Origin of the sequence: Pseudomonas sp. PAMC 29040, from assembly GCF_003994535.1 — a bacterium.
Lineage (GTDB): Bacteria > Pseudomonadota > Gammaproteobacteria > Pseudomonadales > Pseudomonadaceae > Aquipseudomonas > Aquipseudomonas paraversuta.
The window spans coordinates 64,583-78,262 of sequence record NZ_RZAA01000007.1; the positions used below are offsets into that span (position 1 = coordinate 64,583).

Genomic DNA, 13,680 nt, shown 5'->3' on the forward strand with positions numbered 1-13,680 from the left:
TCTCCCGATTGTGCACTTGGCCAGATCCATCGCAAGGGGAGCCGGCTTGCCAGCGAAAGCATCACTGCGCAGTGTCAGTCAAACCGCTTTGCCTTTATCGCGGGCAAGCCGGCCCCCACAGGATCCATTTGGTATTTCCTATCGCCACAAAAATTGCGGTTGCAACGTCAGGCCCAGAATCTCTTCACGGGCGACTTTCCAGAACTCGCGCACCTGCGCTTTGACTTCACCGCTGTCATTGCCCAGCACTTTGAAAATCAGCCCGCAGTTGTTTGGCAAGCGGGTGACACCGCTGGCAATACCTGCCTCCATGTCGAAGATCGCAGGGACGCGCTCGACTATCCGGTCGTGATGCTCCTTGGGGGTCAGCAACACGACGTTGCCGAACACATCGAAGGTTTGCATGACGCCGATGGCGTCCAGGCTTTCCTCTTTCGGTTGCAGAATGTACTTCTCGACAAACAGTTCCTTGCCTTCAAGGTTTTCGGCCGTGACCCGTGAGGAATACACGTCAAAGCCGAAACGCTCGTCGACATGGTGATACTTGCGTCCCGACATCAGGATTTCGCAGTAAATCGCCGTAGCCGTAGGGTGGATACTGATTCTGGTTTCGGTGATAAACCGCGCATTGCGATGGGGGATCAAGGGATCGGGCATGAACTCCAGGTAGCCATCTTCTTCAACCCGAAAATTCTGGATTTGCGAGGCGTAGTTGGCGTTCATCGAGTGCACTTTGGTCGCCGACTGGGTGGTGACGTGCCCGCAGGCACCCACCCCGACATTGACATCAGTGGCCAGGCGATCGCCCTGCAGGATGCAGCCCGAGGTCGAAATCATGGTCACGCAGGGCAGTTCGGGCATTATTTCGTCCCAATACAGTGCCCGCTGCACCAGCGACGGAACCCGCCGCTCCATGTCCGCCAGCACGCTGCGGTTGCCGCGTTTTTCAAAACCAAGGCGCAAGTAACCACTTTTGCCGACGGCGCCGCTGCTCATTTGCGGCGGCTCGTCCTGATACTGCGCAAGCTCCGGCGCATCATTACCCAATGAGTGAGCGCGAAGCCTTGAAGGGTTGTTCACGATCTGGCATTGGGCTGTCATGCAGTGACCTCACTCTTGGCCGCCGGTTTCTGGGCGAACAGGAACATGTGTTCGATCATGTCCACCAGCTCTTCGATGCCCTGGCCGGTCTTGCAGTTGGTGAGGATATAAGGGCGGTTGCCACGCACCACCTTGGTGTCGCTTTCCATCACATCGAGGCTGGCGCCGACGTAGGGTGCCAGGTCGATTTTGTTGATGATCAGAATGTCCGCCTGCACCAGTCCCGGGCCGTTCTTGCGGGGGATTTTTTCGCCTTCGGCCACGTCAATCACGTAGATGTAGAAGTCGGCCAGGGCCGGGCTGAAGGTCAGTGTCAGGTTGTCGCCACCGCTTTCGATCATGATCAGGTCGCTGTCCGGAAACTTCTCTTCCATTTCCTCGACTGCGGCAATGTTCATGCTCGGATCTTCACGCACTGCGGTATGCGGGCAGGCACCGGTTTCGACCCCCAGAATCTTGTCTTCGTCGAGGATGCCTTTGAGCGTGCGCTTGACCTGTTTGGCGTCTTCGGTGGTCACGATGTCGTTGGTGATGATCAGCGGCTTGTAGCCACGGTTGATCAGGATCGGAGTGATCACTTCGATGATCGCGGTTTTACCAGAGCCGACCGGGCCGCCAATACCAATGCGAGTAATCTTTTTCACGATAAATTCCTTAACAAAAATTGAAGCTGATTCAGCGTCGACTCAGGTCAGCGCTGTTGATCCGGATTCGCTTGCAGCATCAGTTCATAAATAGCCGCACGTGGGCTTTGACGTGGACGGCAGCCAGCACGTCGACAATCGGCACATAGGACGACATTTGCTCGATATCACCGATTTCGGCGATGTCGCAGAACGCTTCAATGTCGTGGTTGAGTTCGAACAGGATGTGCTGGGTGTCCAGGTGCGTGACCCGCATCAAGCGCATCGCGGCGCTGAGAATGGTCATGGCCACACCGTACTGGTGCATCACCACCACCTCGCGGGCGCCAATGCCCTGGGTCGACATCACTACCGCCTGGGTGACGGGGTAGGTGCCCGCTGCATTACCGGCCTTGATCTGCTCCAGCCACCAGCGCACCAGCGGTTTCTCGACGACATGGATCGACATTTCTGCCAGTTTTTTGCCCATGCGCGTGGCCATCAACCGGCTTTCTTCGTTGAGCTTGCGGTTATTCACGGCCCAGTCGGCGCGCAAAATTCCGTCACGATCATCATTGCTGGCCGCGCGGTGGGCAGCGACCACGCCCATGCCATCACAACTGGCCGCTTGTTTGAGGGCGGTGAGGACAAAGCCTTTGAGGGTCGCGACATCGTGGACGATGCCTTTCTGAATGGCGGATTCAACGCCGTTCGAGAACGAAAAGGCACCCACTGGCAATACGGAATCGCCAAACTGCATGATGCGAATTAGATCAGATGCGTTCATCTAGGCGCCTTCTTGCCGGATTTAATGCTTATGGTCGTGATCGTGGTGCGAGTGGCCGTGGTCATGCCCGTGACTGTGGCTGATACCGTCGCCATGGCTGTGCAGGCCCTGGATCTTGAGGGCGGCAGCATCGAGCTTGTCTTGCGGGCTGGCGACGTGAACGTGGGTGTCGGTTTCTTCGGCGCCACCAAACAGCAGGCGTGCTTCGGAGGTGGTGAGCTTGGGCAGGATCTCTGCGCCGCCAATAAAGGCGTACGGCAGATGCTGGAAGCCGTGGGTGCGCATCACCGAATCCATCATTTTGGTTTCGACCGTGAGCGGGATGTACACCTCGTTGTTCTTGGTCACCGCTTTCCAGTGCTGGTTACCCAAGGCGTGGCCCAGCTCGAAGCTGGTTTTGATCAGTACGTCCAGGGGCTGTTTTTTCAGCTCCTTGAGGTCAATCACCATCACGTCGCGCAGGTTCAACTGCACCACCACGGCGGTGCGCGATGATTCATCCCACATCAGTACATCGCCATCGGACAACACTACGTTGCGTTCCAGCGAAATCCCCAGATCGAGCCCGCCGATACTGGTGCGCCGGCAGCGGCTTTTTTGCGCTTCACGCTGATCAAGCACCAGCAGGTCGACGTTGGCGCCTTCCAGTTTCTGTTTCCAGACCGGGTCTTTCTTGGCATTGCCCAGAATGTGTTCAATCAAAATCACGTTGCAAACTCCTTCCTTGATTGTTACGGACCACACCCTGCGGGTGCCGGGCCTGGCGACACAGACGCAACTGCGTGGTCTGCATCGCCGGGCCGGCTCCCACAGTCTCAGCCAAAGAAATAACGCTGGTTCATCGCGGCCGTATCTATGGGTTTGCACGTGGCGTGCACGCCATCGACCTTCACGGCGAAGGTTTCCGGATCGACCTCGATATGCGGGGTTTTATCGTTGCGCACCAGATCCCTTTTGGAGACGGTCCGGCAACCGCGCACCGCCATCACCTGACGCTCCAGCCCGGCTTTTTCCTTGACGCCGTCATCCACTGCTGCCTGGGAGACAAAGGTCACGCAGGTGTCTTGCAGGGTTTTGCCCTGGGCGCCAAACATCGGGCGGTAGTACACAGGCTGCGGGGTTGGCAGCGAGGCGTTCGGATCGCCCATGGCGGCCCAGTTGATCATGCCACCCTTGATTACCAGCTTCGGTTTGGCCCCGAAGAAGCGCGGGTCCCACAGCACCAGGTCGGCCATTTTGCCAACTTCCACCGAGCCCAGCACGTGGCTGATGCCCTGGGCGAGAGCCGGGTTGATGGTGATTTTGGCCACGTAACGCAGCACCCGGAAGTTGTCGTTGTCGGCGCTGTCTTCCGGCAGCTTGCCGCGGGAGGCTTTCATCGCGTGGGCGGTCTGCATCACCCGCAACCAGTTTTCACCGACCCGGCCCATGGCCTGGGAATCGCTGGAAAACATCGAAATCACGCCCATGTCCTGCAGCACGTTTTCGGCGGCGATGGTTTCCGGACGCACCCGGCTTTCGGCAAACGACACGTCGGCCGGCACGTTCGGGTTGAGGTTGTGACAGACCATGATCATGTCGAACAACTCGGCCTGGCTGTTGATGCCATAGGGCAGGGTCGGGTTGGTGGAGCTCGGCAGCACGTTGGTCTGGCTGGCGACCTTGATGATGTCCGGGGCGTGACCGCCACCCGCACCTTCGGTGTGGAAGGTGTGAATGGTGCGACCTTCGAAAGCGTCGATGGTGTCTTCGACGTAACCGCATTCGTTGAGGCTGTCGGTGTGCACCGAGACCTGGACGTCCAGTTCATCGGCAGTACGCAGCGCGTGACGCAGGGCGTTTGAAGTTGCGCCCCAGTCCTCGTGAACCTTGAACCCGGCAACCCCGGCGATCACTTGTTCGACCAGCGGGTCGCGACCATAGGAGTTGCCTTTGCCCAGCATGCCGACGTTGATCGGCAAGCCTTCGAGCGAGCGCAGCATCTGGCGGATGTTCCAGGGCCCCGGGGTCACTGTGGTGCCATTGGTGCCGTCAGTCGGGCCGATGCCGCCGCCAAAGAAGGTGGTCACACCGTTGGACAGCGCGTGATAAGCCTGTTGAGGCGAGATCAGGTGAACGTGGGTGTCGATCCCGGCAGCGGTCAGAATCAGGTGTTCGCCGGAGATGGCGTCGGTGCTCACACCCACCACCAGGCCCGGGGTTACGCCATTCATGGTGCCCGGGTTACCGCTTTTACCAATCCCGGCAATCTTGCCGTCGCGAATGCCGACGTCGGCTTTGATCACGCCCTGGATCGGGTCGATGATGGTGACGTTGGTGATCACCAGGTCCAGTACGCCGTTATCGCGGGTCAGGGTGTTGTCGGCGCCCATGCCGTCACGCAGGGATTTACCGCCGCCGTATACGGACTCGTCGCCGTAACCGCGTAAATCCTTTTCAATTTCGACAAACAGGTTGGTATCACCCAGGCGGATCTTGTCGCCCGTGGTCGGGCCGAACAGGCCGGCGTATTCTTTGCGTGAAATGGTAGGCATCGGTGGCTCCTTTCTAATGCCGCACGGGCGTCAATAACTCAACGGCGCGAGTGCAAAGTATGGGAATGCGTTGATTACTTGGCGGGCTTGGAAAACTTGAAGCCGTGATCGCGCGCGCGCTGGATCGCTTGCAGTTTTTCCGGGCGTTCATGGTTGCTGGTCAGTTTGTGCGGCGCCCAGCCATCCACCAGGTTGTTGAAGCCGTACAGGGTTTGCTTGCCACCGTAAGGCACCAGCGACACTTCAATCTCGTCACCCGGCTCGAAGCGGATCGCAGTGGTTGAGGAAATATTCAACCGTTTGCCAAAGGCCTCTGCGCGATCGAATTCAAGTGCACGGTTAACTTCGAAAAAATGAAAGTGCGAGCCGATCTGAATCGGCCGGTCACCGGTGTTACGCACCTTGACCTTGGTTACCGGGCGATCTTCGTTGAACACGATCGGGCTGCTGGCGTAGATGCAGCCACCCAGCGGCACGTCCTGTTCATTACCCTGATGCACACCGCCAGGGTTTTTGGCATGGGGGATCTTGTGATCCGGATGGGTATCCTGGTGCGGGCTTGCTGCACTGGCGGGAGTCGCGGGTTTTTTGCTGCTCATGACTGATTCCTCAAAACGGGTCTGTCTTGCGTTAGCCGGATGTCGCGGGCGCCTTTACTTGATCGGGTCGTGGACCGTAACCAGGCGGCTGCCATCGGTGAAAATCGCTTCAACCTGAACGTTGGGAATTAGGTCACTGACGCCTTCCATGACATCGTCTTTGGTCAACACCTTGCTGGCTTCATTCATTACGTCTTCAACCGACTTTCCGTCCCGTGCGCCTTCCAGTGCGGTCACGGTGATAATCGAAACTGCTTCCGGATAGTTCAACTTCAAGCCACGAGCCTTGCGTCGCAATGCCACGTCCGACAAGGTGTAAATCATCAGTTTGTCGATTTCTCTCGGGGTGAGCTGCATAAGCCCTCCTATCTACAGTGCGGTAAAAAATTTAAGTTCTGGAGTGCCGGTCGGGCAGAGGTGCAGGCAAAAACGCTGCGCACGTTGAACGCTTGCGAAGGTGGGTAAAAGGTGTGGCGGGGTGGCGAATGCGAGATTTGTTTTCATGGGGCTCAACCGTTCAAATCCTTGTCAGACGGGCGCGAACAGAGCCTAGACCATAATTTCCGACTGGCCAGAAGCTGGAGGAGGGGGGGGCAGATATTGATAGAAGTCTGGTTGACTTCTTATAACTATTTAAAAAACAGAGGGTTACGAAGGTATTGGCGGGATTTCAAGTGCCTTTGGTACCCGATAACCCATTGTTTTGAGTGAAGAATTATTAATCTTTAGTGCGATATGTCATTTAAATGAGTGATGGGTTGCTGAAAAATAGCGGGCGGATCGCCTGCTAGCCTCCAGATAGACGATTGCCCACCCAGAGTGCCTGGCGCTATTTATGGGCTTGAAGGGGATTTTTCAGCAACAGATGCCGATGGCCTTTTTGGTAAAGCGCAGCATGCAGCTGGTCGTTGAGATCGGTCAGTTGCCGGAGCATTTGCAGACTCAGCCAGACAAAGGCATAAAACTGGGTTTCGTTGACCTTGCCATCGATGCACTTGAGCACCAGCTCTTTCAAGTCGTTGGCTTTCTGGCGCAGTTCACCGCTGATCTGGTTATCCGAAACACCGTTGCACAGCTTGTCCTGCAGCGACTCGAGGGCCTGCGGGATCAAGCGATTAAGGTCACGCAGGGCGGGCTCGCTCTCAATCAGCTTATGCCCTTCATGGGACGCCCAGTAGGCATCAATCATCAGGCTCATGGTGGTGAACAAATTGCGGTGCAGGGTCTGCATGGAGTTGAAAACTTCGGGCTTCAAATTGCTTTCGTTGCTGGCCGCCGACACGTAATTGCGTAGCTTGACCACTGTGTCCAGCTCGTCTTTCAACTTGTCATCCAGATTGGGCCGTTCCAGCACCAGCGGGGAGAAGTACGCTTCATACAACTCGCTGAGTTTGCCCAGGCTTTCGCTGAATTTGATTCGCATGTCGGTATACGCCCGTTGCGGATAAATACTGGTGAAGAGCATGGCCAGTACCGAACCTGCCAGTACATAAAGACTGCGGGTGATTGCCGACTCCATGTCGTTGGGCGGTGCGCAACTGACCACCGCCAGGGTGGCGCCGATCAACAGGGCCATATAGGGGTGTTTACCCAGGGTCAGGTAACCGGCGATAAACATCGTGACCGCGCTCCACGCCAGCATCGCGGGAAACGAGTAGAGCTCCATATACAGCCCCGCCAGCCCGGACAGCGCACCAATGACGGTGCCGAAGGTGCGCTGTACGGCACGGGAAGACACATTGCCCCAGTAAGGTTGGGGCCCCATCACGATCAGCATGGTGATCAGGGCGTAAGACGCGCCGTCGAGTTTGAAATAGCGGATGGCAACGAAGGTGGTCAGAAAGGCGAGGCTGATTCGCGCGGCATGAATCCAGCGGCTGTATTTACAGAGCAGCCGCTCCAGTTTCGAAATTTTATTGCCTAGCTGCATAAAGCCCCCAAACCCTGTAATGGAATGCGCACGGAGCGTAGTTCAGGAACAGTCAGGCCACCACCGGCAACGGGGTTGCCATGGCGCGATAAGAGGGGGGGATTCGGGGGAAGCGTTGTGGCGTGGTTCAAGAAATAAAAAAGGCCATTACCATCATGGGGATCCGGTAATGGCCAAAAATCTCAACCAAAGAGAGCGTCAGGCCTCGGCCTGACGGGAAACAATGTACCAATCCTTAACTTAGTTAGCTACCTAACAAGTGGCGATACAGTTTTACCTGTCATGCAACAATGCAGCATTGCCCGTCTAGCGATCCGGCGCGTTAAACGCTACCCTTTGGCCCCATGCAAATACCTGACTTGAATCTGCTGGTTGCCCTGAATGTCTTGCTCGAAGAGGGCTCGGTAGTGGGCGCCGCCCGGCGCATGAACCTGAGTGCTCCGGCCATGAGCCGCACCTTGACCCGCATTCGCGATGCCTTGAACGACCCGATTCTGGTGCGCTCGGGACGTGGCCTGGTGCCCACCCCCCGGGCGCTGGAATTGCGCGAGCAGGTGCGGGGCGTGGTGGAGTTGGCCCACGGTGTCTTCACCCAGAGCCAGGACAGTGATCTGCGCCTGCTGGAGCGCACCTTCAGCATTCGCGCCAATGACGTGTTTTTCGGTGTGTACGGGGGTGCCTTGCGTCAGCAAATGGCCCTGGAGATGCCCAAGGCGTCGCTGCGGGTAGTACCTGAAGGCTTCACCGATGATGAAGCCTTGAGCGAAGGGCGCATTGACCTGGCCATCTGTGCCACCAACAAATTCAGTTCAGACATCAAGGTCCAGCGGCTGTTTACCTGCCCCTTTGTGGGGCTGGCGCGGGAAGGTCATCCGATCTTCGATCAGCCCATCACCGCGCAACGCTTTATCGCCTTTGACCACATCAGTGTTTCGCGCCGGGGTCGGGCTCGCGGGCCGATTGATACGGTGCTGGCCGAGCAGGGGCTGGAGCGCCGGGTGTCCTTTACCACGCCCACTTTTTACTCGGCGATTTTTGCCCTGGCCGGCGCGGATTTGATCTTGCCGCTGATGCCCCAGGTCTTGCTCAACACCCTGGCCCCAATGGGTTTGAAACTGCGTCCTTTTGAATTGCCGATCCCCCTGCAACCGGTTGAAATCTTTCAAGCCTGGCACCCGCGTCTGGACAACGACCATGCCCACCGCTGGCTGCGCCGCACCCTCAAGACGTTCTGCGATAACGCCGTGGCCTGAGAGATCCTCGCTTCAGGCACACGCTTGCTCTCGATCTGGCTGTGGATTGCGTCCGACGCACTCCATAGTTAGCTATTTATCAATTTTTATAGCATTGCCTGCTGGTTAAACTTTTCGTCATCTAAAAGACGGAGTCAGCCATGTATTGGCGTTTTAAACGTGGGCGTCATTTGGCGCCGGAGGGCGGGGCATGACCTCGCTGACCGCCGGTTCCACGATCGCCGCGATGTCAGCCAAATCCCCCCCAGCCAATGCTGCTTTTGGCCTGCGGATTTTTACCGGGCTGGTAGGGGTATTGCTGGCGGTGCTGGTCTCGGGGTTCAACGAGAACGTGACCAAGGTGGCAATGCCCGATATCCGTGGCGCCATGGGCATTGGCTATGACGAGGGCACCTGGTTGCTGGCGGTGTACAGCGCCACGTCGATCAGCGCCATGGCGTTTGCACCCTGGTGTGCTGCGACATTCTCCCTGCGCCGTTTCACCCTGTGTGCCATAGGTGCCTTTTTGCTGCTGGGCATCCTCTGTCCGTTTGCCCCTAACGTTGATGTACTGATGGTGCTGCGCACTTTGCAGGGGTTTGCCGGTGGCGCGTTGCCGCCCATGCTGATGTCGGTGGCGCTACGGTTTTTACCGCCGGGCATTCGCCTATACGGCCTGGGCAGCTATGCGCTGACCGCAACCTTCGGCCCCAGCTTCGGTACGCCACTGTCCGCATGGTGGGTGGAATATGCCGGCTGGCAATGGGCGTTCTGGCAGATTGTGCCGCTAAGCCTGCTGGCAATGGGCTGTGTGGCCTGGGGTCTGCCGCAGGACCCGCTGCGCCTTGAGCGCTTCAAACAGTTTGACTGGCGCGGCCTGCTCCTGGGGTTGCCGGGCCTGATCATGCTGGTTCTGGCGCTGGAACTGGGCCAGCGCCTGAACTGGTTGGAGTCGCCGATGATCCGGTTTTTCATCTTCGGCGGCGGCACGCTGCTGGTGCTGTTCTTTATCAACGAATGGTTTCATCCACTGCCGTTCTTCAAGTTGCAATTGCTGAAAATCCGCAATCTGGCCCACGCCTTGCTGACCCTGGGCGGGGTGCTGTTTGTGTTGCTGGCAGTGATCAAGATTCCCTCCAGCTATCTGGCCCAGATCCAGGGCTATCGCCCGCTGGAAACCGCTCCGGTGATGTTGCTGGTGGCGCTGCCGCAATTGCTTGCGCTGCCGCTGGTGGTTGCCCTGTGCAACCTGCGCCGGGTTGATTGCCGCTGGGTTCTGGCCATAGGTCTCGGGTTGCTGGCACTGGCCTGTGGCATCGGTTCACAAGTGACGGCGGCGTGGAGCCGGGAGAACTTCTACCCGTTGCAGGCGATTCAAATCATCGCCCAGCCGATGGCAGTGATTCCTTTGTTGATGTTGGCCACCGGTGGCCTGAACCCGGCCGACGGGCCGTTTGCCTCGGCCTGGTTCAATACCGTCAAAGGCTTTTCGGCAACGGCCGCGGGCAGCCTTCTTGGGGTGTTGACACTCAACCGCGAGCACTTCCACTCGACGATGCTGATCGATCGCCTGGGTAACTCGCCGCTGGTGGCTGGCAGTACAGATCTGGCACACCGGATACACCAGCAGGCGGTGGTCCTGACATCTTCAGACCTCTATCTGTACATGGCCGGTCTGGCGCTGTTGTTAATTGTATTAATTCCTTTTGGCCCGACGCGGATCTATCCGCCGGGCACAGCTGTTGGAGCCGTGAAATGACCACAACAATCGGGCGCAAGCCCTGGGTACTGGGCAGTGCGGGCCTGGTGGCGATAGTCGTGCTGTACGGGCTATGGCAACTGATCTTTGCCACCAGCACAGTACAAAGCACCAATGATGCCTTTGTCAGTGCCGACTACACCTTGATCGCGCCAAAAGTCGCAGGCTTTATCGATGAGGTGCTGGTGCAAGACAACCAGCCGGTCAAGGCAGGTCAGTTGCTGGTACGCATTGATCCCCAGGACTACCAGACCAACCTGCAAGCAACCCGGGCCAATGTGGCGACGGCCCAGGCACAACTGGCCAACGCGCTGGCCATGCTCGAGCGTCAGCGTTCGCTGATCGAGCAGGCCAGTGCCACGGTTGACGCTGATCTGGCCCAGGTTGAGTTTACCCGGCATGAATTGCAGCGCTATGAACATCTGGCCGGGCAGGGCGCGGGCACGCTGCAAAACTCGCAGCAGGCAAAAAACCGCTCACAGATCGCCCGTGCCGAACTGGCTCAACACCGTGCTGCGCTGGAGGCTGCCCGCCAGCAAACCCGGGTGCTGGTGGCGCAAACCACTGCTGCCCGGGCTTCGGTACAGCATGCCGAAGCCTTGCAGGCCCGGGCCGAGCTGGACTTGTCCCACACCCGCCTGGTGGCGCCCTTCGATGGCGTAGTGGGCCGGCGCAGCGTGCGCCTGGGTGCCTATGTAAAACCGGGTGACTCAGTGCTGGCGGTGGTGCCATTGGCCCAGGCGTATGTGGTCGCCAACTTTCTGGAGCGCCAACTGACCCACGTCAGCCCGGGGCAACGGGTCACGATCAAGGTCGACAGCTTTCCCGGCGAAACCCTGCTCGGTGTCGTCGACAGTATTGCGCCGGCCACAGGGGTAACGTTTTCGGCCATTGCCCCGGACAACGCCACTGGCAACTTCACCAAGGTGGCGCAGCGCATTGCGGTGAAAGTCACTCTGGACCAGGGACAGTTGTCAGCCGGGCGGCTGCGTCTGGGAATGTCGGTGGATGCGTCCATCGACACCACAGCCACAGCCACTGCCAATGAACAGGTCAGTGTGCGATGAAGCCTGGTTTTCTGGTCTGCGCTGTGGCCTGTTACAGCGCGCTGGCTTTGAGTGGTTGTGTACTGGGGCCGGATTTTCAGGCCCCCGTGCCGCAACTGGCTGAGCGTTGGGCTCCGGTGGCAAGTGAGCAGGGTCATAGCCGCACCGTCGAGTCGGCGGTAGACCCGCGCTGGTGGGACAGTTTTGGCGATGCGCAATTATCGGCCCTGGTGCAAGAAGCACAGCAGAGCAACTTCGATGTGCAGCTGGCTGCCAGCCGGCTTGAGCAGAGCCGGGCCATTCGCCGGCAAATCGCGGCTGACAGCCTGCCTGCGGTTGACGGGTCCCTGGCTTACAGCCGTAGCCGCAACAGTCAGCAGGGTTTGAACGACCCCTCGGGCCACAGTGGCAAACAGGCGTTCAACCTGTGGAATGGCGGGTTGGGGCTCAGTTGGGAAGCCGACTTGTGGGGCCGGGTCAAACGCTCTGTGGAAGCGGCCGATGCTTCTGTGCAGATGGCCGAAGAAGACCGCCATGGCGTGCAGTTACTGGTGATCGTGCAGACCGCACAGCACTATATCCAGTTGCGAGCCACCCAGCAGGCACTGGCCGTGGTGCAGCAGAACCTGCAGATTGCCCGGCGCAGCCTGGAGTTGACCCGGTTGCAGGTAAAAGAGGGGGTGGCCACCGACCTGGAAGTGTCCGAAGCGGCGGCCCAGGTGGCAGAAATCGAAGCGCGAACGGCGCCTTTGCAACAGCACAGCGCGCAGTTGATCAACGCCCTCAGCCTGCTGCTGGCCCGAGAGCCACGGGCGATGGCACAGCAACTGAGCGAACCCCAGGCGGTTCCGGCCTTTGGGGCTGATGTACCGGCCGGTCTGCCCAGTGAACTGGCGCAGCGGCGTCCTGATATCCGCCGTGCCGAGGCCCGTCTGCATGGGGCTACAGCCTCGATCGGGATGGCCCGGGCGGATTTTTATCCGCGTATCACCTTGTCCGGCAGCCTCGGGTTTCAGGCGCTGCAACTGTCGGATCTGGGCAGTTGGGGTTCGCGCAGTTTTGCCTTTGGGCCGGGCTTGAGCGTACCGCTGTTCGAGGGCGGACGTTTGCAAGGGGCGTTGCAATTGCAGGAAGGACGCCAGCAAGAAGCGGCCATTGCCTATCGCAAAACCGTGTTGCGGGCCTGGCACGAAGTGGACGACGCGATGGTTGCCTATCAGGCCGGTCAGCGCCGGCGCGACAGCCTCACACAGGCGGTGGAGCATAGTCAGCATGCACTGGACAGTGTTCATCAACAGTACGCCCAGGGCACGGTGGATTTTCTGAACGTATTGACCGTACAAAATGCATTGCTGGCCAACCAGGCCGCGCTGGTTGAGAGCACGGCCCAGGTGTCGTTGTCATTGGTGGATGTATACGCCGCGCTGGGCGGAGGCTGGCAGGAATAGCATGCAGCCGGGGCAGCCATCGCCGGCAAGCCGGCTCCCACGGGGCGTATTGGCCCATGGTTTGTGTGCACTTGAGGGAGCTGGCTTGCCAGCGATGCAGGCGCTGCGGTGTGTCTGAAGCATCGCCGGCAAGCCGGCTGCCACATGGGCATATTGGTGCATTGGCCAAGGGCTTGTGTGCACTTGTGGGAGCTGGCTTGCCAGCGATGCAGGCGCCCCGGTATGTCTGAAGCAGCACCGGCAAGCCGGCTGCCACATGGGCATATTGGTGCATTGGCCAAGGGCTTGTGTGCACTTGTGGGAGCTGGCTTGCCAGCGATGCAGGCGCCCCGGTATGTCTGAAGCAGCACCGGCAAGCCGGCTGCCACATGGGCATATTGGTGCATTGGCCAAGGGCTTGTGTGCACTTGTGGGAGCTGGCTTGCCAGCGATGCAGGCGCCCGGGTTTGTCTGAAGCATCGCCGGCAAGCCGGCTGCCACAGGGGCATATTGGCGCATTGGCCCATGGCTTGCGTGCACTTGTGGGAGCTGGCTTGCCAGCGATGCAGGCGCTGCGGTGTGTCTGAAGCATCGCCGGCAAGCCGGCTCCCACATGGGCATATTGGTGCATTGGATAAGGGC

At 58.9% G+C, this 13,680-nt stretch carries 12 protein-coding genes; 4 read left to right on the plus strand and 8 right to left on the minus strand.

What is annotated here, in order from left to right:
- Window positions 1-138: 138 nt before the first annotated feature.
- From WG29040_RS14445 to WG29040_RS14480, 8 genes are all read right to left on the minus strand, one after another.
- Entirely contained in the window at window positions 139-1,101 is a 963-nt protein-coding gene (locus WG29040_RS14445; protein WP_029612920.1) for an urease accessory protein UreD, read from the minus strand.
- Window positions 1,098-1,745 (minus strand): urease accessory protein UreG, encoded by a 648-nt coding sequence (ureG, locus tag WG29040_RS14450; protein WP_003444969.1) that lies wholly within the window; start codon window positions 1,743-1,745, stop codon window positions 1,098-1,100. The genes WG29040_RS14445 and ureG overlap by 4 nt, the downstream gene beginning before the upstream one ends.
- Before the next feature lie 79 nt (window positions 1,746-1,824).
- A complete protein-coding gene (locus WG29040_RS14455; RefSeq protein ID WP_003444968.1) occupies window positions 1,825-2,511 on the minus strand; it encodes an urease accessory protein UreF in 687 nt (228 codons plus the stop codon).
- Between the two features lie 21 nt (window positions 2,512-2,532).
- A complete protein-coding gene (gene ureE / locus WG29040_RS14460) occupies window positions 2,533-3,219 on the minus strand; it encodes an urease accessory protein UreE (RefSeq protein ID WP_127196405.1) in 687 nt (228 codons plus the stop codon).
- A gap of 107 nt (window positions 3,220-3,326) precedes the next feature.
- The gene (locus WG29040_RS14465) at window positions 3,327-5,045 is read right to left on the minus strand and encodes an urease subunit alpha (RefSeq protein ID WP_003444965.1); all 1,719 of its coding nucleotides are present in this window, start codon (window positions 5,043-5,045) and stop codon (window positions 3,327-3,329) included.
- A 74-nt stretch (window positions 5,046-5,119) separates the two neighbouring features.
- Window positions 5,120-5,644, minus strand: a complete 525-nt coding sequence (ureB, locus tag WG29040_RS14470; RefSeq protein ID WP_165878370.1) for an urease subunit beta — start codon at window positions 5,642-5,644, stop codon at window positions 5,120-5,122.
- Window positions 5,645-5,698: 54 nt separating this feature from the next.
- Complete coding sequence (locus tag WG29040_RS14475; protein WP_003444963.1) at window positions 5,699-6,001, minus strand: urease subunit gamma; 303 nt, start codon at window positions 5,999-6,001, stop codon at window positions 5,699-5,701.
- 472 nt (window positions 6,002-6,473) lie between these two features.
- Window positions 6,474-7,574, minus strand: a complete 1,101-nt coding sequence (locus WG29040_RS14480; protein ID WP_003444962.1) for an FUSC family protein — start codon at window positions 7,572-7,574, stop codon at window positions 6,474-6,476.
- A gap of 344 nt (window positions 7,575-7,918) precedes the next feature.
- On the opposite strand from WG29040_RS14480, the gene WG29040_RS14485 reads away from it, so the two are divergent.
- The 4 genes from WG29040_RS14485 (at window position 7,919) to WG29040_RS14500 (ending at window position 13,059) form a co-directional block, all read left to right on the plus strand.
- On the plus strand, window positions 7,919-8,827 hold the full coding sequence (locus WG29040_RS14485; protein ID WP_127196406.1) for a LysR family transcriptional regulator: 909 nt from the start codon (window positions 7,919-7,921) through the stop codon (window positions 8,825-8,827).
- A 190-nt stretch (window positions 8,828-9,017) separates the two neighbouring features.
- Window positions 9,018-10,565 carry an MFS transporter gene (locus WG29040_RS14490; RefSeq protein WP_003444960.1) on the plus strand — a complete coding sequence of 516 codons (1,548 nt, stop codon included), beginning with the start codon at window positions 9,018-9,020 and terminating at the stop codon, window positions 10,563-10,565.
- A complete protein-coding gene (locus tag WG29040_RS14495; RefSeq protein ID WP_127196407.1) occupies window positions 10,562-11,632 on the plus strand; it encodes an HlyD family secretion protein in 1,071 nt (356 codons plus the stop codon). Before WG29040_RS14490 ends, WG29040_RS14495 begins: the two co-directional genes overlap by 4 nt.
- On the plus strand, window positions 11,629-13,059 hold the full coding sequence (locus WG29040_RS14500) for an efflux transporter outer membrane subunit (protein WP_127196408.1): 1,431 nt from the start codon (window positions 11,629-11,631) through the stop codon (window positions 13,057-13,059). Before WG29040_RS14495 ends, WG29040_RS14500 begins: the two co-directional genes overlap by 4 nt.
- The last annotated feature ends 621 nt before the right edge of the window (window positions 13,060-13,680 follow it).

Coding starts and splice junctions, on each gene's coding strand:
- WG29040_RS14455 (WP_003444968.1), bottom strand. CDS start 2,511: ATGAACGCATCTGATCTAATTCGCATCATGCAGTTTGGCGATTCCGTA.
- WG29040_RS14465 (WP_003444965.1), bottom strand. CDS start 5,045: ATGCCTACCATTTCACGCAAAGAATACGCCGGCCTGTTCGGCCCGACC.
- WG29040_RS14445 (WP_029612920.1), bottom strand. CDS start 1,101: ATGACAGCCCAATGCCAGATCGTGAACAACCCTTCAAGGCTTCGCGCT.
- ureB (WP_165878370.1), bottom strand. CDS start 5,644: ATGAGCAGCAAAAAACCCGCGACTCCCGCCAGTGCAGCAAGCCCGCAC.
- WG29040_RS14475 (WP_003444963.1), bottom strand. CDS start 6,001: ATGCAGCTCACCCCGAGAGAAATCGACAAACTGATGATTTACACCTTG.
- WG29040_RS14485 (WP_127196406.1), top strand. CDS start 7,919: ATGCAAATACCTGACTTGAATCTGCTGGTTGCCCTGAATGTCTTGCTC.
- WG29040_RS14495 (WP_127196407.1), top strand. CDS start 10,562: ATGACCACAACAATCGGGCGCAAGCCCTGGGTACTGGGCAGTGCGGGC.
- WG29040_RS14480 (WP_003444962.1), bottom strand. CDS start 7,574: ATGCAGCTAGGCAATAAAATTTCGAAACTGGAGCGGCTGCTCTGTAAA.
- WG29040_RS14490 (WP_003444960.1), top strand. CDS start 9,018: ATGACCTCGCTGACCGCCGGTTCCACGATCGCCGCGATGTCAGCCAAA.
- WG29040_RS14500 (WP_127196408.1), top strand. CDS start 11,629: ATGAAGCCTGGTTTTCTGGTCTGCGCTGTGGCCTGTTACAGCGCGCTG.